25 protein-coding genes, 1 pseudogene and 1 riboswitch are annotated in these 23,155 nt (G+C 68.9%); of the genes and pseudogenes, 14 read left to right on the top strand and 12 right to left on the bottom strand.

The annotated features are described in order from the left end of the window. Positions 1-41: 41 nt before the first annotated feature. Genes EV644_RS20505 through EV644_RS20495 form a run of 3 tightly spaced genes read left to right on the top strand, consistent with a single transcriptional unit; the run spans position 42 to position 2,835 of the window. Complete coding sequence (locus EV644_RS20505; RefSeq protein WP_132190298.1) at positions 42-1,166, top strand: NAD(P) transhydrogenase subunit alpha; 1,125 nt, start codon at positions 42-44, stop codon at positions 1,164-1,166. Continuing rightward, a complete protein-coding gene (locus tag EV644_RS20500; RefSeq protein ID WP_132190297.1) occupies positions 1,163-1,468 on the top strand; it encodes an NAD(P) transhydrogenase subunit alpha part 2 in 306 nt (101 codons plus the stop codon). Before EV644_RS20505 ends, EV644_RS20500 begins: the two co-directional genes overlap by 4 nt. After that, complete coding sequence (locus EV644_RS20495; protein WP_132190296.1) at positions 1,465-2,835, top strand: NAD(P)(+) transhydrogenase (Re/Si-specific) subunit beta; 1,371 nt, start codon at positions 1,465-1,467, stop codon at positions 2,833-2,835. Before EV644_RS20500 ends, EV644_RS20495 begins: the two co-directional genes overlap by 4 nt. A 348-nt stretch (positions 2,836-3,183) precedes the next feature. Here EV644_RS20495 and EV644_RS20490 read toward each other — a convergent pair whose 3' ends face one another. Further along, positions 3,184-3,423 (bottom strand): hypothetical protein, encoded by a 240-nt coding sequence (locus EV644_RS20490; RefSeq protein WP_132190295.1) that lies wholly within the window; start codon positions 3,421-3,423, stop codon positions 3,184-3,186. Positions 3,424-4,051: 628 nt separating this feature from the next. After that, a complete protein-coding gene (locus tag EV644_RS20485) occupies positions 4,052-4,906 on the bottom strand; it encodes a helix-turn-helix transcriptional regulator (RefSeq protein WP_241998523.1) in 855 nt (284 codons plus the stop codon). A 231-nt stretch (positions 4,907-5,137) separates the two neighbouring features. On the opposite strand from EV644_RS20485, the gene EV644_RS44655 reads away from it, so the two are divergent. The 3 genes from EV644_RS44655 (at position 5,138) to purM (ending at position 8,047) form a co-directional block, all read left to right on the top strand. Beyond that, positions 5,138-5,278, top strand: a complete 141-nt coding sequence (locus EV644_RS44655; protein ID WP_158292889.1) for a hypothetical protein — start codon at positions 5,138-5,140, stop codon at positions 5,276-5,278. A 55-nt stretch (positions 5,279-5,333) separates the two neighbouring features. Next, positions 5,334-6,896: an amidophosphoribosyltransferase gene (purF, locus tag EV644_RS20480; RefSeq protein ID WP_132190294.1), complete on the top strand. Its 1,563-nt coding sequence runs from the start codon at positions 5,334-5,336 to the stop codon at positions 6,894-6,896. A gap of 74 nt (positions 6,897-6,970) precedes the next feature. Then, entirely contained in the window at positions 6,971-8,047 is a 1,077-nt protein-coding gene (gene purM / locus EV644_RS20475; protein ID WP_199239922.1) for a phosphoribosylformylglycinamidine cyclo-ligase, read from the top strand. A gap of 242 nt (positions 8,048-8,289) precedes the next feature. Here purM and EV644_RS20470 read toward each other — a convergent pair whose 3' ends face one another. The 3 genes from EV644_RS20470 to EV644_RS20460 all read right to left on the bottom strand — a co-directional run bounded on the left by EV644_RS20470 (position 8,290) and on the right by EV644_RS20460 (position 10,440). Then, positions 8,290-8,481 carry a DUF3073 domain-containing protein gene (locus EV644_RS20470; RefSeq protein ID WP_132190293.1) on the bottom strand — a complete coding sequence of 64 codons (192 nt, stop codon included), beginning with the start codon at positions 8,479-8,481 and terminating at the stop codon, positions 8,290-8,292. Between the two features lie 216 nt (positions 8,482-8,697). Further along, the gene (locus EV644_RS20465) at positions 8,698-9,513 is read right to left on the bottom strand and encodes an ABC transporter permease (protein WP_132190292.1); all 816 of its coding nucleotides are present in this window, start codon (positions 9,511-9,513) and stop codon (positions 8,698-8,700) included. A 39-nt stretch (positions 9,514-9,552) separates the two neighbouring features. Next, a complete protein-coding gene (locus EV644_RS20460) occupies positions 9,553-10,440 on the bottom strand; it encodes an ABC transporter ATP-binding protein (protein ID WP_132190291.1) in 888 nt (295 codons plus the stop codon). Between the two features lie 143 nt (positions 10,441-10,583). Between EV644_RS20460 and EV644_RS20455 the strand changes: the two genes are divergently transcribed. Together EV644_RS20455 and EV644_RS20450 are read left to right on the top strand one after the other, a co-directional pair. Then, complete coding sequence (locus tag EV644_RS20455; RefSeq protein WP_132190290.1) at positions 10,584-11,747, top strand: sensor histidine kinase; 1,164 nt, start codon at positions 10,584-10,586, stop codon at positions 11,745-11,747. Next, positions 11,744-12,400 carry a response regulator gene (locus EV644_RS20450; RefSeq protein WP_132190289.1) on the top strand — a complete coding sequence of 219 codons (657 nt, stop codon included), beginning with the start codon at positions 11,744-11,746 and terminating at the stop codon, positions 12,398-12,400. The genes EV644_RS20455 and EV644_RS20450 overlap by 4 nt, the downstream gene beginning before the upstream one ends. A 170-nt stretch (positions 12,401-12,570) precedes the next feature. Here the strand turns inward: EV644_RS20450 and EV644_RS20445 are convergent, their stop codons facing one another. Then, positions 12,571-13,437, bottom strand: coding sequence for a C40 family peptidase (locus tag EV644_RS20445; protein WP_132190288.1), 867 nt, complete (start codon positions 13,435-13,437; stop codon positions 12,571-12,573). After that, positions 13,437-13,627, bottom strand: a riboswitch (cyclic di-AMP (ydaO/yuaA leader). (Overlaps the previous gene by 1 nt.) Before the next feature lie 262 nt (positions 13,628-13,889). After that, positions 13,890-14,852 (bottom strand): threo-3-hydroxy-L-aspartate ammonia-lyase, encoded by a 963-nt coding sequence (locus EV644_RS20440; RefSeq protein ID WP_132190287.1) that lies wholly within the window; start codon positions 14,850-14,852, stop codon positions 13,890-13,892. A 119-nt stretch (positions 14,853-14,971) separates the two neighbouring features. Here EV644_RS20440 and EV644_RS20435 point away from each other — a divergent pair, with 119 nt between their 5' ends. Together EV644_RS20435 and EV644_RS20430 are read left to right on the top strand one after the other, a co-directional pair. Beyond that, positions 14,972-15,334, top strand: a complete 363-nt coding sequence (locus EV644_RS20435) for a YciI family protein (RefSeq protein ID WP_132190286.1) — start codon at positions 14,972-14,974, stop codon at positions 15,332-15,334. Positions 15,335-15,499: 165 nt separating this feature from the next. Then, positions 15,500-16,186 carry a DUF8817 family protein gene (locus EV644_RS20430; RefSeq protein ID WP_132190285.1) on the top strand — a complete coding sequence of 229 codons (687 nt, stop codon included), beginning with the start codon at positions 15,500-15,502 and terminating at the stop codon, positions 16,184-16,186. On the opposite strand, the gene EV644_RS20425 is transcribed toward EV644_RS20430, so the two are convergent. The 3 genes from EV644_RS20425 to EV644_RS20415 all read right to left on the bottom strand — a co-directional run bounded on the left by EV644_RS20425 (position 16,158) and on the right by EV644_RS20415 (position 18,033). Continuing rightward, a complete protein-coding gene (locus EV644_RS20425) occupies positions 16,158-16,706 on the bottom strand; it encodes a DUF6058 family natural product biosynthesis protein (protein ID WP_132190284.1) in 549 nt (182 codons plus the stop codon). The two genes, EV644_RS20430 and EV644_RS20425, sit on opposite strands and share 29 nt — an antisense overlap. Before the next feature lie 68 nt (positions 16,707-16,774). Continuing rightward, on the bottom strand, positions 16,775-17,344 hold the full coding sequence (locus EV644_RS20420; RefSeq protein ID WP_199239921.1) for a GNAT family N-acetyltransferase: 570 nt from the start codon (positions 17,342-17,344) through the stop codon (positions 16,775-16,777). Beyond that, complete coding sequence (locus EV644_RS20415; protein ID WP_132190283.1) at positions 17,344-18,033, bottom strand: TetR/AcrR family transcriptional regulator; 690 nt, start codon at positions 18,031-18,033, stop codon at positions 17,344-17,346. Before EV644_RS20415 ends, EV644_RS20420 begins: the two co-directional genes overlap by 1 nt. An 89-nt stretch (positions 18,034-18,122) precedes the next feature. Between EV644_RS20415 and EV644_RS20410 the strand changes: the two genes are divergently transcribed. Continuing rightward, a complete protein-coding gene (locus tag EV644_RS20410; protein ID WP_132190282.1) occupies positions 18,123-19,550 on the top strand; it encodes an MFS transporter in 1,428 nt (475 codons plus the stop codon). A 221-nt stretch (positions 19,551-19,771) separates the two neighbouring features. Here the strand turns inward: EV644_RS20410 and EV644_RS20405 are convergent, their stop codons facing one another. After that, positions 19,772-20,344: a class I SAM-dependent methyltransferase gene (locus EV644_RS20405; protein ID WP_132190281.1), complete on the bottom strand. Its 573-nt coding sequence runs from the start codon at positions 20,342-20,344 to the stop codon at positions 19,772-19,774. A gap of 58 nt (positions 20,345-20,402) precedes the next feature. On the opposite strand from EV644_RS20405, the pseudogene EV644_RS20400 reads away from it, so the two are divergent. Next, positions 20,403-20,560: pseudogene (locus EV644_RS20400) on the top strand (IS256 family transposase); the annotation flags it as partial. A gap of 57 nt (positions 20,561-20,617) precedes the next feature. Here the strand turns inward: EV644_RS20400 and EV644_RS20395 are convergent. Continuing rightward, positions 20,618-21,409: a phytanoyl-CoA dioxygenase family protein gene (locus tag EV644_RS20395; RefSeq protein ID WP_132190280.1), complete on the bottom strand. Its 792-nt coding sequence runs from the start codon at positions 21,407-21,409 to the stop codon at positions 20,618-20,620. 70 nt (positions 21,410-21,479) lie between these two features. Here EV644_RS20395 and EV644_RS20390 point away from each other — a divergent pair, with 70 nt between their 5' ends. Both EV644_RS20390 and EV644_RS20385 read left to right on the top strand, forming a co-directional pair. Further along, positions 21,480-22,502: an AraC family transcriptional regulator gene (locus tag EV644_RS20390; RefSeq protein WP_132190279.1), complete on the top strand. Its 1,023-nt coding sequence runs from the start codon at positions 21,480-21,482 to the stop codon at positions 22,500-22,502. Beyond that, complete coding sequence (locus EV644_RS20385) at positions 22,459-23,076, top strand: formylglycine-generating enzyme family protein (protein ID WP_241998521.1); 618 nt, start codon at positions 22,459-22,461, stop codon at positions 23,074-23,076. Before EV644_RS20390 ends, EV644_RS20385 begins: the two co-directional genes overlap by 44 nt. Positions 23,077-23,155: the final 79 nt, after the last annotated feature.

The raw sequence follows: 23,155 nt of genomic DNA, 5'->3' as shown, positions 1-23,155 counted from the left end.
GGGCTTTCCGGGCACCCAGGGTTTGGCATAGGTTTCGGCGAGTGAAGATCGCAGTAGTGCGAGAGACCAGACCGGCGGAGCGCCGCGTGGCGCTGGTGCCGGAACAAGTCGTGAAACTCGTCCAGCTCGGCTACGAGGTCGCGGTCGAACCCGCGGCCGGCGAGCGCGCGCTGTACTCCGACGACGCCTACCGCGACGCGGGGGCCGAGGTGGCCTGGGGTGCCGACCACGCGGCCACCGTGGTGGCGTCGGTGCAGCCGCTGGAACGGGAACGCCTGCAACGGCTGCACGCCGGTACGGCGCTGATGTCGTTCCTGCCGACGAACCCGCCGGACGTGATCCGGGCCGCGACCCGGGCCAAGCTGACCGCGTTCGCGATGGAGCTGATCCCGCGGATCTCCCGGGCCCAGTCGATGGACGCGCTCTCCTCCCAGGCCCTGGTCGCCGGGTACCGCGCGGCGATCGTCGCGGCGGAACGCCTGCCCAGGTTCTTCCCGCTGAACATGACCGCCGCCGGCACGGTGCCGCCCGCCCAGGTGCTCGTCCTGGGCGCGGGCGTCGCCGGCCTGCAGGCGATCGCCACCGCCAAGCGGCTCGGCGCGGTGGTGAGGGCGTACGACGTGCGCACCGCCGCGGCCGAGGAGATCGCCTCGATGGGCGCCCAGCCGATCGAGCTGGAGCTCGGCACCCTGGACGGACCGGGCGGCTACGCCCGCGAGATGACCGAGGAGCGGGCCCGGTTGCAGCGTGACCTGCTCGCGCCGTACGTCGCGGGCGCGGACGCGCTGATCACCACGGCGGCGGTGCCCGGGCGGACCGCGCCGATGCTGGTGTCGCGGGCCATGGTCGAGCAGATGAAGCCCGGCTCGGTCGTGGTCGACCTGGCCTCGGAGTCCGGCGGCAACGTCGAGGGCTCGGTGGCCGGGACCGAGCTGATGATCGGCAACGCGCTGGTCTGGGGTGGCGCGAACGTGCCCAGCCAGATGGCCGGACCGGCCAGCCGGCTGTACGGGCAGAACATCGCGAACCTGATCACCCTGATGACCCGGGATGCCGAGTTCGCCCCGGACTTCAACGACGAGATCGTCCGCGGCTGCTGCGTCACCCACGACGGCAGCGTGCTGCACGAGCCGACCCGCGAGCTGCTGGAAGGACCGATGGCATGACCGACACCATCGCTTTGCTGACGATCTTCGTGCTCGCGGCCTTCGTCGGCGTCGAGGTGATCAGCAAGGTCAGCTCGACCCTGCACACCCCGCTGATGTCCGGCGCGAACGCGATCCACGGCGTCATCCTGGTCGGCGCGATCATCGTCACCGGCCAGGCGGATTCCGCGCCGGTCGTGGCGGTCGGCCTGCTGGCCGTCGTGCTGGCGACCGTGAACATGGTGGGCGGTTTCGTCGTCACCGACCGGATGCTGCAGATGTTCCGCGGTCCGGCGGGTCGCAAGAAGGAGCTGCACAAGTGATCGCAACCTGGGCCCAGATCGGTTACCTGATCTCGGCGGTCTGCTTCATCGTCGCGCTGAAGGCGTTGTCGTCGCCGCGCAGCGCCCGGACCGGCAACCTGCTCGGCGCGGCCGGCGCCGTACTCGCCGTGGTGATCACGTTCGTCGCCTACAAGCCCGATCACCTGGTGCCGATCCTGATCGCACTGCTGATCGGCACGGTTGCCGGGGTGGTCGGTTCCCGCCGGGTGCAGATGACCCACATGCCGCAACTGGTGGCGCTCTTCAACGGTGTCGGTGGTGGCGCGGCCGCTCTGGTCGCCTTGATCGAGCTCGGCGAGGTGCGCGACGGCCAGACCATCGCCGCGATCGCGACCGCCTTCACCATCCTGGTCGGCGCGATCAGCTTCTCCGGCTCGGTGGTGACGTTCGCCAAGCTGCAGGAACTGATGACCACCCGCCCGGTCACCTTCCCGGGTCTCCCGGTGCTCTTCGTGGCGGGCCTGCTCGGTGGCATCGCGCTGTCGGCGTGGCTCGTCTCCGACCCGCGCGTGTGGGTCGGCGTACTGCTCTGCCTGGTCGGACTGGCCGTCGGTGTGATGCTGGTGCTGCCCGTCGGCGGGGCCGACGTACCGATCGTCATCTCGCTGCTGAACGCGTTCACCGGTCTGACCGTGGCCGCGGGTGGCTACGTGCTCGGCAACAGCCTGCTGCTGATCGCCGGAACCCTGGTCGGCGCGGCCGGTACGTTGCTGACCAAGCTGATGGCCGACGCGATGGGCCGCTCGGTCTTCAACATCCTGTTCGGCGCGGTCCGCGGTGGCTCCACCCTGGGCGCCGGGACCGCCTCCGAGCGCCCGGTGATCTCCGGTGGCGCCGAGGACGTGGCGATCCTGCTGGGATACGCGCAGCGGGTGATCATCGTCCCCGGCTACGGCCTGGCCGTCGCACAGGCACAGCACACCCTTCGTGACCTGGTCGAGGAACTGCAGGCTCGTGGCGTGAAGGTCGACTACGCGATCCACCCGGTCGCGGGCCGGATGCCCGGCCACATGAACGTCCTGCTCGCCGAGGCCCAGGTCCCGTACGACCAGTTGCGCGAGATGGACGACATCAACGGCGACTTCAAGTCCACCGACGTGGCCCTGGTGGTCGGCGCCAACGACGTGGTCAACCCGGCCGCCCGCAACTCCCCGAGCGCCCCGATCTACGGCATGCCGATCCTGAACGCCGACGAGGCCCAGCGCGTCATCTTCCTCAAGCGCTCCATGCGCCCAGGCTTCGCCGGCATCGAGAACGAACTCCTCTACGACCCCCGGACCACCCTCCTCTTCGGCGACGCCCGAGACTCCCTCACCAAACTCCTCGCCGCCGTCAAGAACGTGTGACCGGGTTGGGGATCGCGTCCAGGAGTTCCGTTTGAACCGGGCCGATTGGGCCTCGCGGCTGGACCTGTTGGCTCCGCCGGGTGCGACACCGTGGCGACGTACATGCGTTGGCTGGTTCACGAACTGCCCGACGGATCGATCGACCTGACCGGCCGGACCTCGCCGTACCCGACCTGACCGGCTTCATCGATCTCGCCGCGTGCACGATGCCGACCACCGCTGACGGCGCTAGGGTTCGAGGCGGGGATGGGCGACTACGGGCGAAGACCTGAGCCGCCAGGTGCCGCCGTCCGCGCTGGCGCTGAAGACCCGGCTGTGTGTTGCTCAGGGCAACCGGTTGGTGAACTACTACCTGCTCGCCGACGGCCACAACCCGCCGCTGAGCTCACCTGTCGGCGACGGGAACGACCGGATCGCGTTCACCGGGGAGCGGCACGGATTCGCCGCTCCCGTCGACCCGCAAGGCAACCCGAGCCCGGCTAGCCAGTACTGGCCGAGACGGTGGCCGCCGTTCGTGGCGCCGCTCCGCTGCTCGCGGACATGGACGAGGAGTACGACGACCTCACGCTCGCCTTCGTCCCCGACCACTCCTGGCCGACGCGAGATCGATGCCCCGGCGCCGAGTCACCCGCGACGGCCCGCTCGCCACCCTCACCTGGAGCACGACGGACTCCGTTGTCATCACAGTCACCTGACAGGCAGGTCACTTCAGTCGACGGTCGTGGTACAGGCACTAATCCGTCGGACAATGCACCGCTCCGCCCTTTCGATCGCTTTGTGCTGCCCGAAAGTGGCCGATGACAACGTTCCCCCTCCGCCGTTGTCCGTGCGGCACTGATGAACCGAATGGAACACCCAGCGAGCAGAAATCTGGCGAAATCTCAAGCTTTTGGCATCTTCTGGCCACCAATCCCACAGCATGGCCACCTCGGCCGTGAAGTGGTCTAGTCCGCCGAGCATCGGTGCGGCGCAACTCCATCCCTGCTGGACGATTCGCGTTCCGGCCGTCGGCTCTTCGGCCAGTGGCGCGATTATTCGCTGGTGATTTCCGCGGATCCTGAAGAAGAACTCGAAGCGGCTTCTGCGGTGGTCTCCGACGATCGAAAGTCAGTCGCGTCATCCCGGCCGGAGCGGCTACTCGCCAGAATGAATGGCAGTCGCATTCTTCGGGTTTACTACAGCCGCATTTCCAGAAATTCAGGGAATTCGGCGAACGTCAGACCCAGCCGCGTTTTGCGGCGGCTACGCCCAGCTCGAAGCGGCTGGTGGCGTCCAGGCGCTCGGAGAGGTTGGCGGTGATACGGCGGGCCGTGCGCAGCGAGATGCCGAGGAGGCGGGCGACCTGCTCGTCCTTGGCGCCACCGGCCAGCAGGCGCAGTACCTCGGCCTCGTGCGGGGTCAGCGGGGTGTTGTTGTCGCGGTCCTCGGGAGCGAACAGTTCCGTGGCGCGGGCCCAGTACGCGTCGAAGAGGGCGAGCGCCACCGAGACGACGGCGGGGCTGCGGTGGATCACCGCGCCGGCCGTCGGGTTCTCCGGGTCCATCGCCATGATCGCGATCTCCTGGTCGAAGATGAGCAGCCGCATCGGCAGCGTCGGGGTGGCACGCACCTCGCCGCCCATCCGGTGCAGCGTCGCCGCGTAGTCAAAGCCCGGCTTGGACACCGTCATGCTCTGCAGATAGATGGTGCGCATCTTCAGGCCGCGCTCGAGCAGCGGCATGTCGGGGGAGCCCTCGACCGGGTGGACGGTGTCGTCGATGTGGGCCGGCACCATGCCCCAGAAGGTGTCCTTGGCCTTCATGCCCAGCTCTTCGATCCGGCGGGACGCGTTCGCCCGGCCCTTGAGCACCTCGACGTCGCCGCTGCTGCGCGAGGTGAGCAGCTCGTTGTACTGCTCGGCGATCACCTCCGCCGACGATTCCGCCTGGCGGAGCGCGTTGAGCTGCGTGGTCAGCTCACCGCGACGGCGCTCGACCAGCCCGGACAGGCCGACCCGCGGGTGCACCGCGTGCTCGGAGTCGGGGTCGGTCCAGGTCGGCACCAGCAGGTCGAGCTTCCGCAGGTGCTCCATGACCTGGAGGACTTCATCGAGCGGCGAATTCAGTCGCGCGGAAATCTGCTCCGGCGTACTGTCTGGATGGCTTAACAGGGCGTGGTAGACCGCAAAGGTGGCTTCGTCCACACCTAGCGGTTCCAGCACGGCTGTTCACTCCTTCAGCGCTTGTTTGGAACCGACCATATACAGGGTGCGTCGACATTGAGCGCTTGTTTGGGTGGTTCACATTATTCGGAGGAACGTGTCGTGATCAAGAAGTGGCTAAAAGTAGTCGCCGGCGGCCTGATGGTGGCCGCTCTCACCGTGATTCCGCTCGGTGCCGGGGCCGTCACCCAGTCCGCCGATCAGCCGGCATCCGATCACTGTCCCGCGATGACCTGTTGGTAGCCGCCGGCCGGTAGCGCGGCGAGGAGCGCCGTAACGGTCCCGTAGACTGTGCCGCGTGGCTCGTGGCGATGGTCGGCTCACTCATGATCTTGACCCGCAGGATCTAGGCCCGCAGGACGCTTGTGGCGTCTTCGGAGTCTGGGCACCGGGGGAAGAGGTCGCCAAACTCACCTATTTCGGGCTCTACGCTCTGCAGCACCGGGGGCAGGAGTCGGCTGGCATCGCAGTCAGCAACGGCAGCCAGATCCTGGTCTACAAGGACATGGGTCTGGTCAGCCAGGCATTCGACGAGGCCACCCTGGCGTCCCTGCGGGGGCACATCGCGGTCGGTCACTGCCGGTACTCGACGACCGGATCGAGCGTCTGGGCCAACGCCCAGCCGACGTTCCGGTCGACCGCGACCGGCTCGATCGCGCTCGGGCACAACGGCAACCTCACCAACACCGGTGAGCTGGCCGCGACGCTCGGTGGCAGCGACGACCTCGACCTGGGGCTGGACCTCGACGTCGAGCACGCGAAGGCGAACGCCAAGCACGGCGCGTCCTCCGACACCGACATCCTCACCTCGATGCTCGCCGGGTACCCGGACCTCACCATCGAGGAGGCGGCCGCCAAGGTGCTCCCGAAGGTCAAGGGCGCCTACAGCCTGATCTTCATGGACGAGACCACCCTGTACGCCGCTCGCGACCCGCAGGGGATCCGCCCGCTGGTGCTCGGCCGGCTGGAACGCGGCTGGGTGATCGCCAGCGAGACCGCCGCCCTGGACATCGTCGGCGCCAGCTTCATCCGCGAGGTCGAGCCGGGCGAGATCGTCGCGATCGACGAGGAAGGCCTGCGCTCCACCCGGTTCGCCGAGGCGGACCCCAAGGGCTGCCTGTTCGAGTTCGTCTACCTGGCCCGCCCGGACACCCAGATCTCCGGCCAGCGGATCCACTCCACCCGCGTCGAGGTCGGTCGCCGGCTCGCCCGCGAGCACCCGGTCGAGGCCGACCTCGTCATCGCGACCCCGGAGTCCGGCACGCCGGGCGCGATCGGGTATGCCGAGGAGTCGGGCATCCCCTACGGCTCCGGCCTGGTCAAGAACGCCTACGTCGGCCGGACCTTCATCCAGCCGAGCCAGACCATCCGCCAGCTCGGAATCCGGCTGAAGCTGAACCCGTTGCGCGAGGTGATCGAGGGCAAGCGGCTGGTGGTCGTGGACGACTCGATCGTGCGCGGCAACACCCAGCGCGCGGTGATCCGGATGCTGCGCGAGTCCGGCGCGGCCGAGATCCACGTCCGGATCTCCTCGCCGCCGGTGAAGTGGCCGTGCTTCTACGGCATCGACTTCGCCAGCCGGGCCGAGCTGATCGCGAACGGCCTGAACACCGAGGAGATCTGCCGCTCGATCGGCGCGGACTCGCTCGGCTACGTCAGCCTGGACGGGCTGATCGAGGCCACCACGGTGCCGAAGGACAAGCTCTGCCGGGCCTGCTTCGACGGCGTCTACCCGGTCGCCCTGCCGAACCCGGAGCACCTGGGCAAGCACCTGCTCGAGCTCCCGGTCAGCACCGACGTCGACGGACTCGCCACGGTCTCCGGCGGCGCCGGCGCCGCGGACGCGCTGGCCCGGCCCTAAGCAAGTCGGGGCGCGAGCAGTCGGCCCCGCCCAGCCGGCCCTCAGGAGCCGGCTCTGACCCAAGGAGAAACATCGTGAGCCAGGGCGCCAGCTACGCCGCCGCGGGTGTCGACATCGAGGCCGGTGACCGGGCCGTCGAACTGATGAAGGAGTGGGTGGCCAAGGCGACCCGTCCCGAGGTGGTGGGCGGCCTCGGCGGATTCGCCGGGCTGTTCGACGCCACCGCGCTGACGGCGTACCGGCGGCCGTTGCTGGCGACGTCCACCGACGGGGTCGGGACCAAGGTCGCGATCGCCCAGAAGATGGACCGGCACGACACGATCGGGTTCGACCTGGTCGGCATGGTCGTCGACGACCTGGTGGTCTGCGGGGCCGAGCCGCTGTTCATGACCGACTACATCTGCACCGGCAAGGTGGTCCCGGAGACCATCGCGCAGATCGTCAAGGGCATCGCCGAGGCCTGCGTCGAAGCCGGTACCGCGCTCGTCGGCGGCGAGACGGCCGAGCACCCCGGTCTGCTGGAGCCCGACGAGTACGACGTGGCCGGCGCCTCGACGGGTGTCGTGGAGGCCGACGAACTGCTCGGCGCCGAGCGGGTCAGGGCGGGCGACGTGGTGGTCGCGATGGCCTCGTCAGGATTGCACTCGAACGGCTACTCCCTGGTCCGTCACGTCTTCTTCGACCGGGCCCGCTGGGAGCTCGACCGGGAGGTCCCCGAGCTGGGCGGCACCCTCGGCGACACCCTGCTGATCCCGACCCGGGTCTACGCCAAGCACTGCCTGGAGCTGATCCAGGAGCTGAACGGGAACGACGAGAAGCCGCTGCACGCGATGTCGCACATCACCGGCGGTGGGTTCGCGGCGAACCTGGCCCGGGTCGTCCCGGACGACCTGGCCGTGCGGATCGACCGGTCCAGCTGGACCCCGGCGCCGATCTTCGGCCTGGTCGGGCTGCTCGGCGACGTGCCGCTGCTGGAGCTGGAGAAGACGCTGAACATGGGCGTGGGGATGGTCGCGGTGCTCGACCCGGCCGCGGCGGACCGGGCGATCGCAGTACTGGCCGAGCGGGAGATCCCGGCGTGGGTGTGCGGTGAGGTCACCGCGGCCGACGGCCGGACCGGCGTCGAGCTCCATGGTGACTACGCGCACTAGGCCCAGCACGGCACAGCCACGCGGCCGCTGTCAGGCAGGACGAAGACAGCTCGCGCGCGACGTCGGAGGAACCTCAGATCAGGACCTGAGATTCCTCCGACGTCGTGCTGAGTTCTGCTGTCGGCAAAAAGGCAGGCAGACATCACCTGTAGTGCCGTGTGGTGAACTCGTCGGCCGAGCACGGGGCGACCTGCTCACACACCTAGGTGTGTGAGCAGGTCATCCCGAGTGCTGCTGCAGCTTTACCGACGGGGGTGGTAGTCGTCGGCGTCATCGCCGACGTCAGTGTCGTTGTTGCCGTTCGCAGATTGGCTGCCGCCCTCGTCGCCGCCGGACAGCTCACGCTTGAGCTGGTCCAAGTCGGTGTCCCAGGTGCGGTACTTCAGGTCGCGTGCGACCTTCGTCTGCTTGGCCTTTGCACGGCCGCGCCCCATAGCGTCGACCCCCTCGCACAAGTCAACCGGGTACGCAGCGTGGCGCCCACGGATCAGTCGTCAGTAATCGTGGTTCTAGGTTACCCGGACCAGGGGACAGACACACGCACCGCCCCCTGACTGGATGCACCGAGAGGTCCGATGACAGGCCGGAAGGCCTGTCCGATCCCCTCAAATCGGCCAGCCCCTCCGCGTCTTTGCCGCCTTACAGCGGTGCTACTTCACCTCGCGACGTGAGCTTGCCCACAGTCCGACGATGGTCGGCAGCACGATCCAGACCCCGATCGCGGTCAGCGTCTCGGGCACCATCCCGTGCAGATCCCGCTCGGCGATCCGGCCGAAGGCGCCGAACACGTCCAGCCAGTCGGCGTTCGCCTTGAACAGCGCCGGGCCGGCCAGCGCCCAGGCGGTCGGGGCGATGAAGAAGACCAGGATCGCCACCGCGGTCTGGGCGATCACCGCACCGAAGGCGGCACCCATCACGACGTTCAGCGCGGTAGTCAGGTAGGCCCCGGCCAGCGAACCGCCCAGCCCGGCGTAGGTCGCACCGTCGCCGCCAGTGGCACCCCCGATGGCGGTGGCCGCCAGCGCAAGCACCGTGGTCGCGGTCAGCACGACGACGCTGAGCACGATCGCCGAGACGAACTTGGCCAGCTGGACCCGGACCCGGCGGGGCGACAGTGTGAAGGTGGTCAGCGCGGTCCGCTGGGTCCACTCGCTCGTCATCGCCATCACGCCGATCACCGGCAGCAACAGCTGGACACCGGTGGAGGCGGCCGCCAGGTAGCTGTCGAAGGCCTGCTGACCGGATTCCATGTGGGTGAGCTGCCAGGTCAGCGCGGCGACGGCCAGCGCCAGGATGGCCAGGATCAGGACCCGGCCGCTGCGGGTGTCGACGGACTTGCGCAGCTCTGTCGTGACGAGCTTGAGAAACGACTGGCCGCGGGCCGGCGGCAACGAGGTGGCGACGGCCGCCCGGTCCTTGCCCGGGGGCGCGGTCGCGGCCGGGGAGGTGATTTCAGTGACTGCCATGGTGATGAGCTCCAGGAGGTAGCAGGAAGAACAAGGTGATCAGGCGGCGACCGCGGTCGGGCTGGTGAGCTGGAAGAACAGCTCCTCCAGGCCGGCGCCGTCGCTCTCGCGCAGTTCGAGCAGGATCTGTCCAGCAGCAGCGGCCGCACGGCCGACCTGCTCGGCGGTGGCGTCGACCCGCAGCGCGCCGTCCTGCAGCGGCTCGAGGCTGAGGCCGGCGGCCGTCAGCGCCTCGTTCAGGCCGATCGGGTCGAGCCCGCGGACGAGCGTGCCGCTCCCGGCGAGCAGTTCCTCCAGCGAGCCGTTGGCGACGATCCGGCCACCCCCGATGACGACCAGCTGGTCCACCGTCGCCTGGACCTCGCCCAGCAGGTGGCTGGACAGGATGACGGTGCCGCCACGCGAGGCGAAGTCCTGCAGCAGACCGCGCATCCACCGGATGCCCTCGGGGTCCATGCCGTTGGCCGGCTCGTCCAGGATCAGTACCGCGGGGTCGCCGAGCAGGGCGCTCGCGATGCCGAGGCGCTGCCGCATGCCCAGGGAGTACTGACCGACGCGGCGCTTCGCGGCCGAGGTGAGCCCGACGGCCTCCAGCATCTCGTCCGCGCGGCTGTTCGGGACGCCGAGCAGACCGGCGTTGAGCAGCAGCGTCTCCCGGCCGGTACGGCCCGGGTGCTGAGCGGCCGCGTCCAGCATGACCCCGACGACGCGACCGGGGTTCGGCAGTTCGGCGTACTTCTTGCCAGTGATGGTCGCGCGACCGGAGGTGGGTGGGGTGAGGCCCGTCAGCATGCGCAGGGTGGTGGACTTGCCGGCGCCGTTGGGGCCGAGGAATCCGGTGATGCTGCCTGGCTCGACGGTGAAGGACACGTCGTGGACGGCCGTGGTGCTGCCATATCGCTTGCTGAGGTTCTCGACGGTGATCATGGCCGCAACTCTTCCGTTCGCGACCCCCTCCGCACATCGACCGACCGGCTGCTCCGACCCCCTACGAAAGTCGTCAGGATCCGGGCCCGACCCCCACCGGAAGAGGGACGAAAGTCAGGGTCGGGGGCAACTACGCTGACGCAATGGGACGGTTGCGGCGCTGGTACGCCTGGTTCATCCGGCGCGCGCCGCGCATCCGCGATCTGATGTTCATCGGCTTCAGCCTGATCACCGTCGTGGCGCAGTCCGCCTCCGGCCGCCCGGGCTGGGACGCGCGGGACTGGTTCGTCCTCTCCGTCGGCATCGTCGCGTCGCTGGCCCTGTGGTGGCGCCGGCGGTATCCGGTGACCGTCACGGTCATCGCGGTACTGGCGCTCGGTGTCGGGCAGGTCTTCGTTCCGATGGGCCTCGCGCTGCTGACCCTGGCGATCCGCCGCCGGGACGCGACGCTCGCCATCCTGAGCGCGGCCGCCTACGTCGCCTATGTCATCGGTAACTGGACCGACAACACCGATCTCTTCGTGCTGCTGTTCACCGGACCGTTCCTGATCGGGACATGGGTCGCCGTCGGGGCGTACATAGGCGCCCGGCGCGACCTGATGGTCTCGTTGCGGGACCGGGCCGACCGCGCCGAGGCCGAGCGTGAGCTCAGGGCGGAGCAAGCCCGGCTGGGTGAGCGGGCCCGGATCGCGCAGGAGATGCACGACGTCCTCGCGCACAAGGTGTCGCTGATCGCGCTGCACGCCGGCGGGCTCGAGGTGAACCCGGCCGTCGGCCCGGAGAAGGTGGAGAGCTCGGCCGGCCTGATTCGCGAGACCGCCCGGCAGGCGATGGAAGACCTGCGCGAGGTGCTCGGCGTACTGCGGACCGATCAGAGCGTCGACGGCGCCAACCTCTCCCCGGTACCGCGGGCCGCGGACCTGGTCCGGCTCGTCGAGGCATCGCGGGCGGCCGGGGTGAACGTGACGAGCGAGCTGACGTTGCCCGACGACGTGCCGGCTTCCGTGGGGCGCACGGTGTACCGGATCGTGCAGGAGGCTTTGACCAACGTGCACAAGCACGCGCGCGGGGTCTGGACCGAAGTGGTGGTGCAGGGCGCGGCCGGGACGGGCGTGACGGTGCGGGTGACGAACGTCCGGCCGGTGGCGGCTGATTCACTGTTGCCCGGTTCCGGCGCGGGCCTGGTCGGTCTGAGGGAGCGAGTGACCTTGTCCGGCGGGCGGCTCGCGGTCGGACCGACCCAGGAAGGCGGCTGGCGGGTCGAGGCCTGGCTGCCCTGGTCCGACGGCAAGGAAGGAGAACGATGACGCGGCTGCTGATCGTGGACGACGAGGCGCTGGTCCGGGCGGGACTGAAGATGATCCTGGAGTCGGCCGACGACCTCGAGGTGGTCGCCGAGGCCGACGACGGCGCGGACGCGGCCGCGATGGTTCGCCAGCACAGGCCGGACGTGGTGCTGATGGACGTCCGGATGCCGCGGCTGGACGGACTGGCCGCGACCCGGGAGGTCCAGGCGCTGCCGGACCCGCCGAAGGTCGTCGTACTGACCACGTTCGACCTGGACGACTACGTGTTCCGCGCGCTGCAGGCCGGGGCGAGCGGCTTCCTGCTGAAGGACACCCCGCCGCGGGAGCTGGTGCAGGCGGTCCGGGTGGTGGCGGCCGGGGACGCGATGTTGTCGCCTGCGGTAACCCGGCGGCTGATCGGGCACTTCGCGGCCGACCCGCGGACGGATCGGCAGCGGACCGCCCGCGAACGGCTGACCACGCTGACCGATCGGGAGCGGGAGGTGCTGGGCGCGGTCGCGCGCGGGTTGTCCAACGCCGACATCGGCCGGGAGCTGTTCATGAGCGAGGCGACCGTGAAGGCGCACGTCTCGCGGGTGCTGGTGAAGCTGGACGCCACCAACCGGGTGCAGGTCGCGATCCTGGCGCACGACGCCGGCCTGCTGGACAACTGAAACAGGCCCGGCGCCAGCGCTCGCGGGCCTGACAGCGCCGGGAAACGCGCTGGCGGTTCCGGCAGAAGAGTGAACCGGTCGCGCACCGTCGGAGGGGGGTGGGGGTGACGGCGCGCGACCGGTTTCAGGTCAGCGTCCCCGGGGGGAGTGGACGCTGACGGGCTGGAGCATCAGCGGCGGCCGAAAGCCACCCTGCTGGTCCAGATCTTGGCCTTCGCGACCGGGCGACCCGGCCTCGAGGCGTGCCACAACATGTTGCCACCGGCGTAGATGCCGACGTGGTACACCCTGCCGCCACTGCTCTTGAAGAAAACGAGGTCTCCCGGCTTGGCGGCCTTGCGGCTCAGGTGCTTGGTCGCGCTGTACTGTGCACGCGACGTCCGGGGCAGCTTCTTGCCGGCCTTCTTGTAGACGTAGCCGGTGTAGCCCGAGCAGTCGAAGCCCCTCGGGGTGGTGCCGCCGTAGCGGTACGGCCTGCCCTTCAGCTTCGCGGCCTCACGCAGAACGCGGGCCTGGAAGGTCGACGCCTTCGCGGCGGTCGTCCTGTACGGGCCGTAGAAGCGCTTGTGGTTGTAGGCCCAGGTCAGCCGACCCCAGGTCAGCTTGTCCATGTAGCCGGTCGGCCGGAGGCCCCACGACCTCTGGAACTTCACCAGCGCCGCGACGGTGGGATTGCCGAACCAGCCGTCCTGGCGAATGCGCAGGACCTTCTGGATGTACCTGACGGTCTTGCCGGAGTCCCGGAACCGGATCAGCGGCCGGCTGGAGATCGGCGCGTTGCCCCGGACCTGACCGGGGGTGAGGGCCGTGGTGGTGGTGCTGGCGGATGCGGCCTGCGGTGCGGTGGCCACGGTGATCGCGGCTCCACCTCCGACGGTGAGGCCGACCGAGAGGACTGCGGCCGCCGTACGCGGTGCGGCCACGGACTTGCTGGCTTTGCGGTGCTTACCCCGAGTGCGCCCAAAGGGCCTGGTACTGGACTCGCTGGAGTGACTGACGACAGCAGGCAGCGCTGTCCGTCCGGCAGTGACGGGCATGGTTGTCTCCCGACGCCTGCGGAGTTAGCTGTCGGGTTCGGGCTGAGAGTCATAGCCCGGTCCGCTCCCGCGGACTTCACCCCAGGGTTCCGACCACTCACGGTCGAGACCCAACCTCCTGGGTCCCCCACCCCTGCCTTGGTTGTTCGAGGGGAGCATGTGCGCCTGACAGGGCTCGGCGTTGACACACATGCGGCTCGTTTTTATTTGTCGAACCGCCGACGACTGTATAACAGAACGATCACGACGCAAACCCTCAGATCGACAGAGACCCTCCGGTACGCGGCTGAACGGCTCGCTGACGGCTCAGGGACTTGTGGTGAACAGGTGGTGTCCTGAGCGCGTCTGAGCGTGCCCCAGGGGGCGCACAGCGGATTCGTGTGACCTCGGTCACATTTGACCGGTGGCTCTGTGTGACAACGGGCGCAGGGCGTACGCAGGCTCCCCTGAGTTCAGCCTCGGCCGAGCAGTTCGAGGAAGCGCTCGAGGCCCACGTTCCCGCCTGAGATCACTACGCCGACGCGGTCCGGGAGCGCCTTGATCCTGCCGTTCAGCAGCGCGGCCAGGCCACTCGCGCCACTCGGCTCGACGACGATCTTCAGCCGCTCGAACGCGAACGCCATCGCCGCCCGGATCTCGTCGTCGCTGACCAGCTCGACGCTGTCCACCAGTTCCTTGTTCACCGCGAAGGTCAGCTCGCCGGGGGTTGCGATCGCCTGGCCGTCGGCGATCGTCCGCGGTACGGCGATCTCGATCCGTTTGCCGGCAGCGAGCGATCGGGCGGTGTCGTCACCCGCGGTCGGCTCGACCCCGATCACCCGGATTCCGGGGGACAATGCGGTGGCGGCCGTCGCGCAGCCGGCGATCAGTCCGCCGCCGCCGATCGGGACGAGCAGCGCGCCGAGCGGCCCAACCTCCTCGATCAGCTCGAGCGCGACCGTGCCCTGGCCGGCCATCACGTCGTAGTGGTCGTACGGCGGGATCAGCGTCAAGCCGCGCTCAACGGCGAGTTGCTCGGCGAGAGCCGCCCGGTCCTGGGCATACCGGTCGTAGGTGACCACCTCGGCGCCGTACCCGCGGGTGGCGGCCATCTTCGTCGGCGGCGCGTCTGTCGGCATCAGGATCACCGCGCTGGTGCCGGCCAGCCGCGCGGCCAGTGCGACCGCCTGGGCGTGGTTCCCCGACGAGTACGCCGCGACGCCGCGCGCGAGTTGGTCTTTGGTCAGCCGGCTGATCGCGTTGAACGCGCCGCGGAACTTGAACGCCCCGACCCGCTGGAAGTTCTCCGCCTTGAGGAAGACCTCGGCGCCGACCCGGTCGTTCAGGGTGCGCGAGGTGAGGACCGGCGTACGGTTTGCGGTGCCTGCGATCCGCTCCGCCGCGGCGCGGATGTCGTCGAGAGTCAGCTCAGCCATACGCAGACGCTACTTGGCTCGGCGATCTTCGTAGCATCGCGATGTCAAGGGCGCGGAGTCGGCTCCGTACTGAATGACGAGAGGTTCCCGAACCGGGAGCCGACGGCTAAGGAGACATCGTGAAGTACCTACTGGTCCTGAACATCAATCCCGACGTGCTGGCGGCGCTGAGCGAGGACGAGCAGCAGGCGATCTTCAGCGGCCACGAGAAGTTCATGGCCCTGGTGAAGGAGTCGGGCGAGTTCCACAGCACGGTCGCGCTGGCGGAGCCGGCCAAGACGGCGGTGGTGAAGGTTCGCGACGGCGTGCCCGCGGTGACGGACGGGCCGTTCCTGGAGGCCAAGGAGTTCCTGGCCGGCTACTACCTGCTGGACTGCGCGACGCCCGAGCGCGCCTACGAGCTGGCGGCGATGATCCCGGACGCGAGCATCGAGGGACTCGGCGTCGAAGTACGGCCGGTCGTGCACGAGGTCGGTCTCTGAACGACGGAACCGGCAGGAGCTCCGCTGGGAGGTCCTGCCGGTCCGGGTGACGCCGCTTCAGGAGGTCTCGAGCCGCCAACCGGCGGCCCGACATGCGCTTGCGAACACCCCCGGGGTCACCTCGCGCGCTGCCGGAAGAACTCCGTACGCCGTACGATGTTTGGCATGAGCGTCCGGACCATCCCGATCCTGCCCTGCCGTGACCTGGACGACGTGGTGCCGTTCTACGCCGCCCTCGGTTTCGCCGTGACGTACCGGCAGAAGCGCCCGAACCCCTACTTGTGCCTCAGCCGGGAGGACGGGCTCGACCTCCACTTCGCCGGCATCCCAGGCTTCGACCCGGAGGGGTCGCTCGGCAACGTGATCGTGGTCGTCCCCGACACCGGGACCCTGTATGACGAATTCGCGGCCGGCCTGCGTTCGGCGTACGGGAAGGTGCCGCGGGCGGGGATCCCGCGGATCACCAAGCCGCGGCGGAAGCAGGGCACCTCGGCCGGGTTCTCGGTGGTGGATCCGGGTGGCAACTGGCTGAGGATCACGTCGGGCGGGCCGGAGGAGGAAGAGGGCGGGCCGTTCGAGCGGGTGCTGCTGAACGCTGCCAGGCAAGGCGATGCCCACGGCGACGAGGCGGCCGCGATCGCAGTACTGGAGGCCGGGTTGATCCGGCACGCCGACACCACTGAGGCCGAGCGCGTGCCGGTCTACCTCTACCTGGCCGAGCTGCTGATCCGGACCGGCAACCACGCGCGCGCCACCGAAGTACTGGACAGACTTCGGGGTCTCGATCTCGATGAGGCAACCTGCGCGGAGGTCGCGGAGTTGGTCAGTGGAGCCGAGCCCGGACCGCGGTGATGTGGGTGTCGCGGGAGACCGGGCCCTTGAAGCGCAGCCGGTCGTAGGCGGCGAACTCGGGCTCCAACTCGTCCAGTTCGTCGACGAGGCGCTTCAGGTCGGCCGGATCGGTCGTCGCGTCGATGGCCCGCACCAGTTGGTCCTTGCGCTGGATAGTGGTCGGCGTCACCGAATGCAGGCAGACATACTGCCCGCTCACGTAGGAGTCCCACTCTTCGTTGCCGGCGGCAACGTCAGACCACTGGCCGACGAACCACTCACGGAGGCCTTCGCGGTGCTCGTCCGCGAGCGCGAACAGGTCGGCCGGGACCATCTCGGCGCCGTCCGAGCGGAGATAGCCCGGCATCGGCAGTTCGCCGTCGAGCATGCGGCGCCGGGCCGCCTCGACATCCCGACCCTGCTCAGCGCAGAGCTCCTCGAGGACCCGGAATTGCCTTGTCACGTAGGCGTCGTCCGCCCCGCTCATCGGGTGGACGCCGTTGATCTCCAGGTAGCGCTGCCGAAGTTCTTCGCTGCTCATGGCCGCAACGCTAAGCCCGTGATGCTTCGGTGGCCGGCGAACTATGGCTGCGAACTGTGGCCGGGGAACTATGGGCGTTCGGCGCCGGGCCAGGGGCCGGGTGGTGGGCCGTCGGCGTCCGGTCGTTCCTCGTCGACCGACTTGTACCGGCGGAGGCCGCGGGCCTCGTAGTTTGCCAGGGCGTAGGGGCCGTCGAGGGTGTTGGTGTGCAGCCAGACGCGGGTGACAGGCTCTAGCTCGGGGTGGCGGTCGGGCATCGTCCAGGCGTGCAGCAGCCCGGCGGTGAGGAGGTGACCGCCGATGCCGCGGCCGATGAACCCCGGCAGCAGTCCGAAGTTCTCCACCTCGACCTCGGTGCCGTCCGCCTTCAGCGTGATGTAGCCGGCCGGCGTACCGCCGACCCAGGCCACCCAGGTCTCGAAACCGGGGCGGCTGAGGTGCTCGACCCAGCGGGACCAGGTCCAGGTCAGCTTCTCGGTCCAGTGCCAGTCGCCGCCCACCGAGGCGTAGAGGAAGCGGCTGAACTCGGGGGAGATCTCCTCGACCCGCCTGATCTCCAGAGGTTCTTCGGGAAGTCGCGCCGGCACGACCTCCTCCGCGCTGGTCATCTCCAGGTAGGTGACAGTGCTGACGACCACTACTTCTTCTCCTCTTGCAGATCGGCCAGGACGCCGCGAATGCCGGCGACGACCAGGTCCATCCCCAGCGAGTAGTAACGATCGGTCGAGGATGGGCAGATCAGGGTATCCGCGGCGGCAGAGATCAGCGGGTAGCGCCGAGGGGGCAAGGCTGCGAGAGCCGCGCGCTTGACCCGGAGTGCGTCCTCCCGGGCGATCGGATCCGTGTCCTCGTTGGCGCCCGGCTCGGTCGTCACCAGGGTGATCAGCGAGCAGAGCGACTGCCGGCCCACCTCCGCCGCGTCGTCGACGGAGAAGCCGCCCGAGGTGAGGAGTTCCATCGTCCGCTCGGCCATCGCCAGGCCCGCCTCGGACACCAGGATCCGGTACAGCGTCAGGTCGGCTGCCTTCGGATGCGGCCGGAGCGCGTCGATGAAGGCGGTCAGGACGGCCCGGAGCTGGAGATCCCAGCGGTCGTCGTTCGGCTCCGGCAGACGGATGTCGGCCAGCAGCCGGTCGCCGATCGCGGCGAGCAGGTCGTTCTTGTCGCTGAAGTGCCGGTAGAGCGCCATCGGGGTGACGTCGTGAAGCTGGGCCAGCCGCCGGATGGTGACCGCGTCCAGGCCTTCGGCATCGGCGATCTCCAGTGCGGTCGCCGCGAGCCTGTCCGGGTCGAGCCGCTTAGCGGTCTCCTTGCTGATCGTCGCCACGTTGACAAGTCTACAACGTAGACCTAGCGTGTACTAGGTACGCATACGGCGTATACATACAACGTAGACAGATCTCCTGTGAGGTAGGCATGCGACGCAGTCCCTGGGCAACACTCGCGGTGTTGGCCCTAGCGCAGTTCATCGTGGTGCTCGACGTGACGATCGTGAACGTCGCGCTGCCTGAGATCCAGGCGGACCTGAACTTCTCCCCCGACTCCCTGCAGTGGGTGATCAACGCATACACCCTGCTGTTCGGCGGCTTCCTGCTGCTGGGCGGCCGGATGGCGGACCTGCTCGGCCCCCGCCGGGTGTTCATCGCCGGCCTGCTGCTGTTCGGCGCCACCTCGCTGATCGCGGGCCTCTCGAACTCGCCGGAGTTCCTGATCGGCGCCCGCGCAGTACAGGGTCTCGGCGGTGCTCTGTTGTCACCGGCGGCGCTGGCGATCCTGACGGTGACCTTCGCCCACGGGCGCGAGCGGAACATCGCGATGGGGGTCTGGGGTGGTCTCGCCGGACTCGGCGGCACCCTCGGCGTCGTGGCCGGCGGCTTCCTGGTCGACTCGTTCAGCTGGCAGTGGGTCTTCTTCGTCAACGTGCCGATCGTGATCGCCCTGGTCGCGGTCATCCCGGTGTTCGTCCGCGACACCCGGCACGGTCAGAACGGCAACCGCGCCTTCGACACCGCCGGCGCAGTACTCGGGACCGCTGGTCTGCTGTCGGTCGTGTACGGCGTGGTGCGGTCGGAGCCGAAGGGGTGGGGTTCGGCCGAGGTGATGACCTTCCTCGTTGGTGGTGTGGTTCTGCTGGCCGCCTTCGTGCTGGTGGAGGCGCGGTCGAAGGCCCCGCTGGTTCCGTTGCGGTTGTTCCGGTCGCGGGCGCTCAGCGTGTCCAGTGGCTCGCTGGCGCTGAACGGGGCGGGGTTCCTCTCCATGTTCTTCCTGACCGCGATCTACCTGCAGCAGGTGCGCGGCGACTCGGCGCTGGAGGCGGGCGTGCACTTCCTGCCGATGGGTGGCGCGGCGATCCTCGGCGCGGCGATCGCATCGCAGATGGTCCAACGGGTCGGCACCCGAACTGTGCAGTTGACGGGAGCAGTGCTCAGCGTTGTGGGGTTGTTGCTGCTGTCGCAGGCTGACGCGACGGGTAGCTACGCGAGCCAGTTGCTGCCTGGGCTGATCATCTTCGGCTTCGGCATCATCGGGGTCGGCGTGCCCGGGCAGATCACCGCGGTCTCCGAAGTCGAGCACCACGAGGCCGGCGCTGCTTCCGGAGTCGTCAACGCGATGTACCAGGTGGGCGGCGCGCTCGGCCTCGCGATCGTGACCACGCTGTCGATCACCCGTACTACGGACGCTCTGGCTCACGGTGTCGCCCAGCAACAGGCTCTGGTGGACGGCTTCCAGCGAGGCCTCGTGGTCGCCGCCGGCTTCGCCGTGGCCAACGTGTTCCTGACTCTCGCATCGCCGCAACTGCAGCCCGACGCCGAAACCATCACCGAAGCCGCCGTCGCTGCCTGACCCCCGGCCAGCTGGCCTGCGCTTTCTCGGGCCCTTCCAGAACGCTTGACCTGCCGAGCCTGCCTAGAGTGGGCGGATGATTCCCGCTGCCTTCGCCTCGACCATCATCGAGCGCGAAGGCAGCGTCGGTCGTTCCTGGATCGCTTCCCTGCAAGGCCTTGTTGAGCACCACCTATCCCTCTGGTCCTGCACGGTGGTGATGGGATCGCTGCGGTATTGGTTCAACGGTTGGCTGTGTAGATGGCGGCGGTGGATGCCAGGCGGCCGGGTGGGTCCCAGGTGGTTGAGGTGACGTTGGTGAAGCCTGCTGTGGTGAGTTCGGTGGCGAGGTTGGTGGGTGCCCATTTCTGGTGGACGGCGATGAGCAGCCGGCCGTTCGGCTTCAGGATGCGGCGGATCTCCGCGTACGCGGCAGGCCGGTCCTCCCAGAGCTGCACGTTGTTGACCGACAGGACCACGCTCGCCGACTGCTCCGGCTGGTGCGTGTCGCCGGCAGCCCCGCGGACGAGTTGCACCTTCCCGATCTCCACCAGGTCGGAGCACCGCTCCCGCGCCGCCAGCAACATCGTGTCCGAAGGATCGATCCCCACCACGATCCCGCTGTACTTCGCCGCCGCCCGCAGGCCCACTCCCGGCCCGGGCCCGAGCACCACCACATGCTCCTTCGGCTGCAACCCCGCCAACTTCACCAGGTGCTTCTCGGTCGGCCCGTTCCCCCGAACCATCAACCACCCGCCGACCCGCCCCAACACCCCCTCAGGCAGCCCGAACCCCTTCCGCACCAATTCACCCATACCCAATCTCACCACGCCCCGCCCCCCGAAGCAGGCAACCCGCAAGCAGAATTCGCCGTTCCCGACCGAGCAGGCTGCGCTCAAGTGTGTCTACCTCGCGATCATGAGCCTCGACCCGACAGGCACCGGACGCAAACGCTGGTCCAACCGCTGGAAGAAGCGTTGAACGCCTTCGAGATCACCTTCGACGGACGTCTGTCCGCCGGACGCAACTAAACCCATACCAACCGTTACACCGAAAAGTTGCCAGACCCAGGATGCGGCGTGTGCTTCCTATTGGGCGGGTCGGGGGAAGGTGGGGCCGTTGAGGGGGGCGCCGGGAGGTAGGTGCAGGGGGTCGGTGATGACGTGGGGGTGGCCGGAGTAGGTGGTGTTGGCGTCGATGTAGATGTTTACGTGGGCTAGGCGGGCCAGGTCGGTGGTGTTGGGGAGGGCCATGTGGCCGGTGTAGCTGTTGTGGAAGGTGCAGTCGCCGGCGCGGAGGGGGACTGTTACGCGGGGGAGCCAGCGGAGAGAGGGGTCTACTTCGAAGAGGTCGTCCTCGGAGTGGAGGTCTTGCGGGCGGAGGCCGGTGCGGTTCTGGGTGCCGGGGAGGAAGGTCATGCAGCCGCGCTCCGGCGGTACGTCGACCAGCGCGATCCACGCCGACAGGGACTGCCGGTCGTTCGCGTGCGGCCAGTACGGGCGGTCCTGGTGGAACTCGGTCGCCGCGTTGTTGTGCGGCTCCTTCACCAGCATCTGGTCGTGCCAGATCCGCAGTGGGATGCCGGCCAGTTGCTCGGCCACCGCGGCCAGTCCCGGTTGCAGGGTGAGGTCCCGGATGGTCTCGTCACGCTGCCAGACGTTGACGAGCTGGCTGAAGACCCCGGCCTTCTCCAGGCTCTCGGCCCGATGCTGTTCCAGGTACGCCGCCGCAGCGCCGCGGAAGTGCTCGACCTCCTCCGGCTGCAGGACGCCACGGACTCGGACGAATCCGTTCTGCCGGTAGTAATCGACGAGCTCGCCCGGGATACGCCCCGAGCTGTCGAGATCGGACTCAATGGCCAGGGATGCTGTGTTCTCCATGAGTCCAGACTGCTCGGCGATCCCCGCGAGAGGCTAGGCCGATCGCGGCAAGCACTCGTACGATCACGACATGCCGGAGACTCTGCACGAACACGCGTTGTTCGACGGCCGGCCGGTGTTCGGCGGGATCCACGAGTTGAGCGCCGATGTCGCCGCGCACACGCATGACTTCGTCGAGATCGCCGTCGTCGGGCCGGGGCGAGGTCGCCACCTGACGAGTCGCGGCGAGCGACGGCTGCGGCACGGCGAGGTGATCGTGCTGCGGCCCGGCGCGTGGCATGCGTTCACGGGGTGCGTCGAGCTGACGGTGGCCAACTGCTGCATCTCCACCCAGGCCTTGCGGGCCGAGTTCGCGGCGCTGCGGGACATCCCGATGTTCCGTCGGCTGCTCTGGACCGATCCCGTCGCAGCCGGAGCTCACGGCGTCCACGTGGCATCCGTCGGCCCGGCCGCGGCGTCGGAGGCGATCGTCGCGATCACGGACCTGAACCTCACCGGCCGTACCCCGGGCCGCATACTCGGCCGCTTGGTCACAGTCCTCGGCATCCTGGCAGACGCCCGGGACGCCCACGAGCGGCGCAGCAGGAGTGGAGAGCGGGGCAGCGGGCAGAGCCGGAGTGCAGGCAGCGCCTACGGCTCGACAGGTGGTGAGGCCTTCGTTCATCCTGCGGTTGCCGATTGCATTGCGCGGATCGAAGCCGAGCCTGCACGGGCGTGGCGGCTGGATGAGTTGGCCAAGGCCGTGAGCCTCGATCCGGCCTACCTCGGCCGGCTGTTCCGCCGATCGGTCGGGCTCTCCCCGCTGGACTTCCTCGCCCGCGTCCGCGCGGAGCACGCTGCCGCCCTGCTGACTCGGACGCAGTTACCGGTCGCCCGCGTCGGCTCCACGGTTGGCTGGCCCGACCCCACGTACTTCGCCCGCCGCTTCCGCACGCTGTCCGGTCTCACGCCCAGCGAATATCGCCGGCGCAGTGTCGAGTCGTCGGTAGGATCGCCAGCCCATGGACCCCACCGGAACACCCGAGATGATCGCCATCCCGTCGGGTCGGGTGACCCTCTCCGACCGGCGGACCCAGCGGACCTGGGCGGTTGACCTCGCGCCGTACGAACTCGCCGCCGCGCCGGTGACGCAAGCGCAGTACGAGCAGGTCCTCGGTGAGCGGCCGAGCACTGCGGTTGGCGGGCAGTTGCCGGTTGAGAGCATGCCGTGGCTGGCTGCCGTCCGCTTCTGCAACGCGTTGTCGCAGCGCGAAGGTCGCACTCCGGCCTACCGCGTCGAGGGCGAGACCGCCGAGTGGGAGCAGGCTGCGGACGGCTACCGCCTGCCGACCGAGGCCGAGTGGGAACACGCCTGCCGAGCCGGTACGACGGCCGCGCGGTACGGCGAGCTCGACGAGATCGCCTGGTATCGCGGCAACTCGGACGAGCGGATCCACGAAGTGCGCGGCAAGCTGCCGAACGCCTGGGGTCTTCACGACATGCTCGGCAACGTGTGGGAGTGGTGCTGGGACTTCTACGACCCCGAGGTCTACGGCACCTATCGCGTACTGCGCGGCGGCGGGTGGTTCGACGAGCCGTGGAGCTGCCGCGCGTCGGTCCGCCGCCGGACCCACCCGACCTCCCGGCTGGACGACCTCGGCTTCCGCCCGGCTCGCTCGCTCATCTGACCCCGAGGCAAAAGGTGTGACCCACGGCATACCAGGTCGCCAGTCACATTCGCCCGAGTCGATCCGTCGGCCAGGCAGA

It is taken from the genome of Kribbella orskensis, from assembly GCF_004342085.1.
GTDB lineage: Bacteria > Actinomycetota > Actinomycetes > Propionibacteriales > Kribbellaceae > Kribbella > Kribbella orskensis.
Note: the sequence above shows the minus strand (reverse complement) of the source record. Positions and strands in the feature narration are given on the sequence as shown.

Bases quoted from the DNA above. Each gene is read 5' to 3' on its own strand.
- EV644_RS20485 (WP_241998523.1), bottom strand. From the start codon at position 4,906: ATGGAGCACCTGCGGAAGCTCGACCTGCTGGTGCCGACCTGGACCGAC.
- EV644_RS20440 (WP_132190287.1), bottom strand. From the start codon at position 14,852: ATGGCTGAGCTGACTCTCGACGACATCCGCGCCGCGGCGGAGCGGATC.
- EV644_RS20405 (WP_132190281.1), bottom strand. From the start codon at position 20,344: ATGGGTGAATTGGTGCGGAAGGGGTTCGGGCTGCCTGAGGGGGTGTTG.
- EV644_RS20425 (WP_132190284.1), bottom strand. From the start codon at position 16,706: ATGAGCAGCGAAGAACTTCGGCAGCGCTACCTGGAGATCAACGGCGTC.
- EV644_RS20450 (WP_132190289.1), top strand. From the start codon at position 11,744: ATGACGCGGCTGCTGATCGTGGACGACGAGGCGCTGGTCCGGGCGGGA.
- EV644_RS20500 (WP_132190297.1), top strand. From the start codon at position 1,163: ATGACCGACACCATCGCTTTGCTGACGATCTTCGTGCTCGCGGCCTTC.
- EV644_RS20410 (WP_132190282.1), top strand. From the start codon at position 18,123: ATGCGACGCAGTCCCTGGGCAACACTCGCGGTGTTGGCCCTAGCGCAG.
- EV644_RS20395 (WP_132190280.1), bottom strand. From the start codon at position 21,409: ATGGAGAACACAGCATCCCTGGCCATTGAGTCCGATCTCGACAGCTCG.
- EV644_RS20465 (WP_132190292.1), bottom strand. From the start codon at position 9,513: ATGGCAGTCACTGAAATCACCTCCCCGGCCGCGACCGCGCCCCCGGGC.
- EV644_RS20390 (WP_132190279.1), top strand. From the start codon at position 21,480: ATGCCGGAGACTCTGCACGAACACGCGTTGTTCGACGGCCGGCCGGTG.
- EV644_RS20455 (WP_132190290.1), top strand. From the start codon at position 10,584: ATGGGACGGTTGCGGCGCTGGTACGCCTGGTTCATCCGGCGCGCGCCG.
- EV644_RS20430 (WP_132190285.1), top strand. From the start codon at position 15,500: ATGAGCGTCCGGACCATCCCGATCCTGCCCTGCCGTGACCTGGACGAC.
- EV644_RS20460 (WP_132190291.1), bottom strand. From the start codon at position 10,440: ATGATCACCGTCGAGAACCTCAGCAAGCGATATGGCAGCACCACGGCC.
- EV644_RS20470 (WP_132190293.1), bottom strand. From the start codon at position 8,481: ATGGGGCGCGGCCGTGCAAAGGCCAAGCAGACGAAGGTCGCACGCGAC.
- EV644_RS20445 (WP_132190288.1), bottom strand. From the start codon at position 13,437: ATGCCCGTCACTGCCGGACGGACAGCGCTGCCTGCTGTCGTCAGTCAC.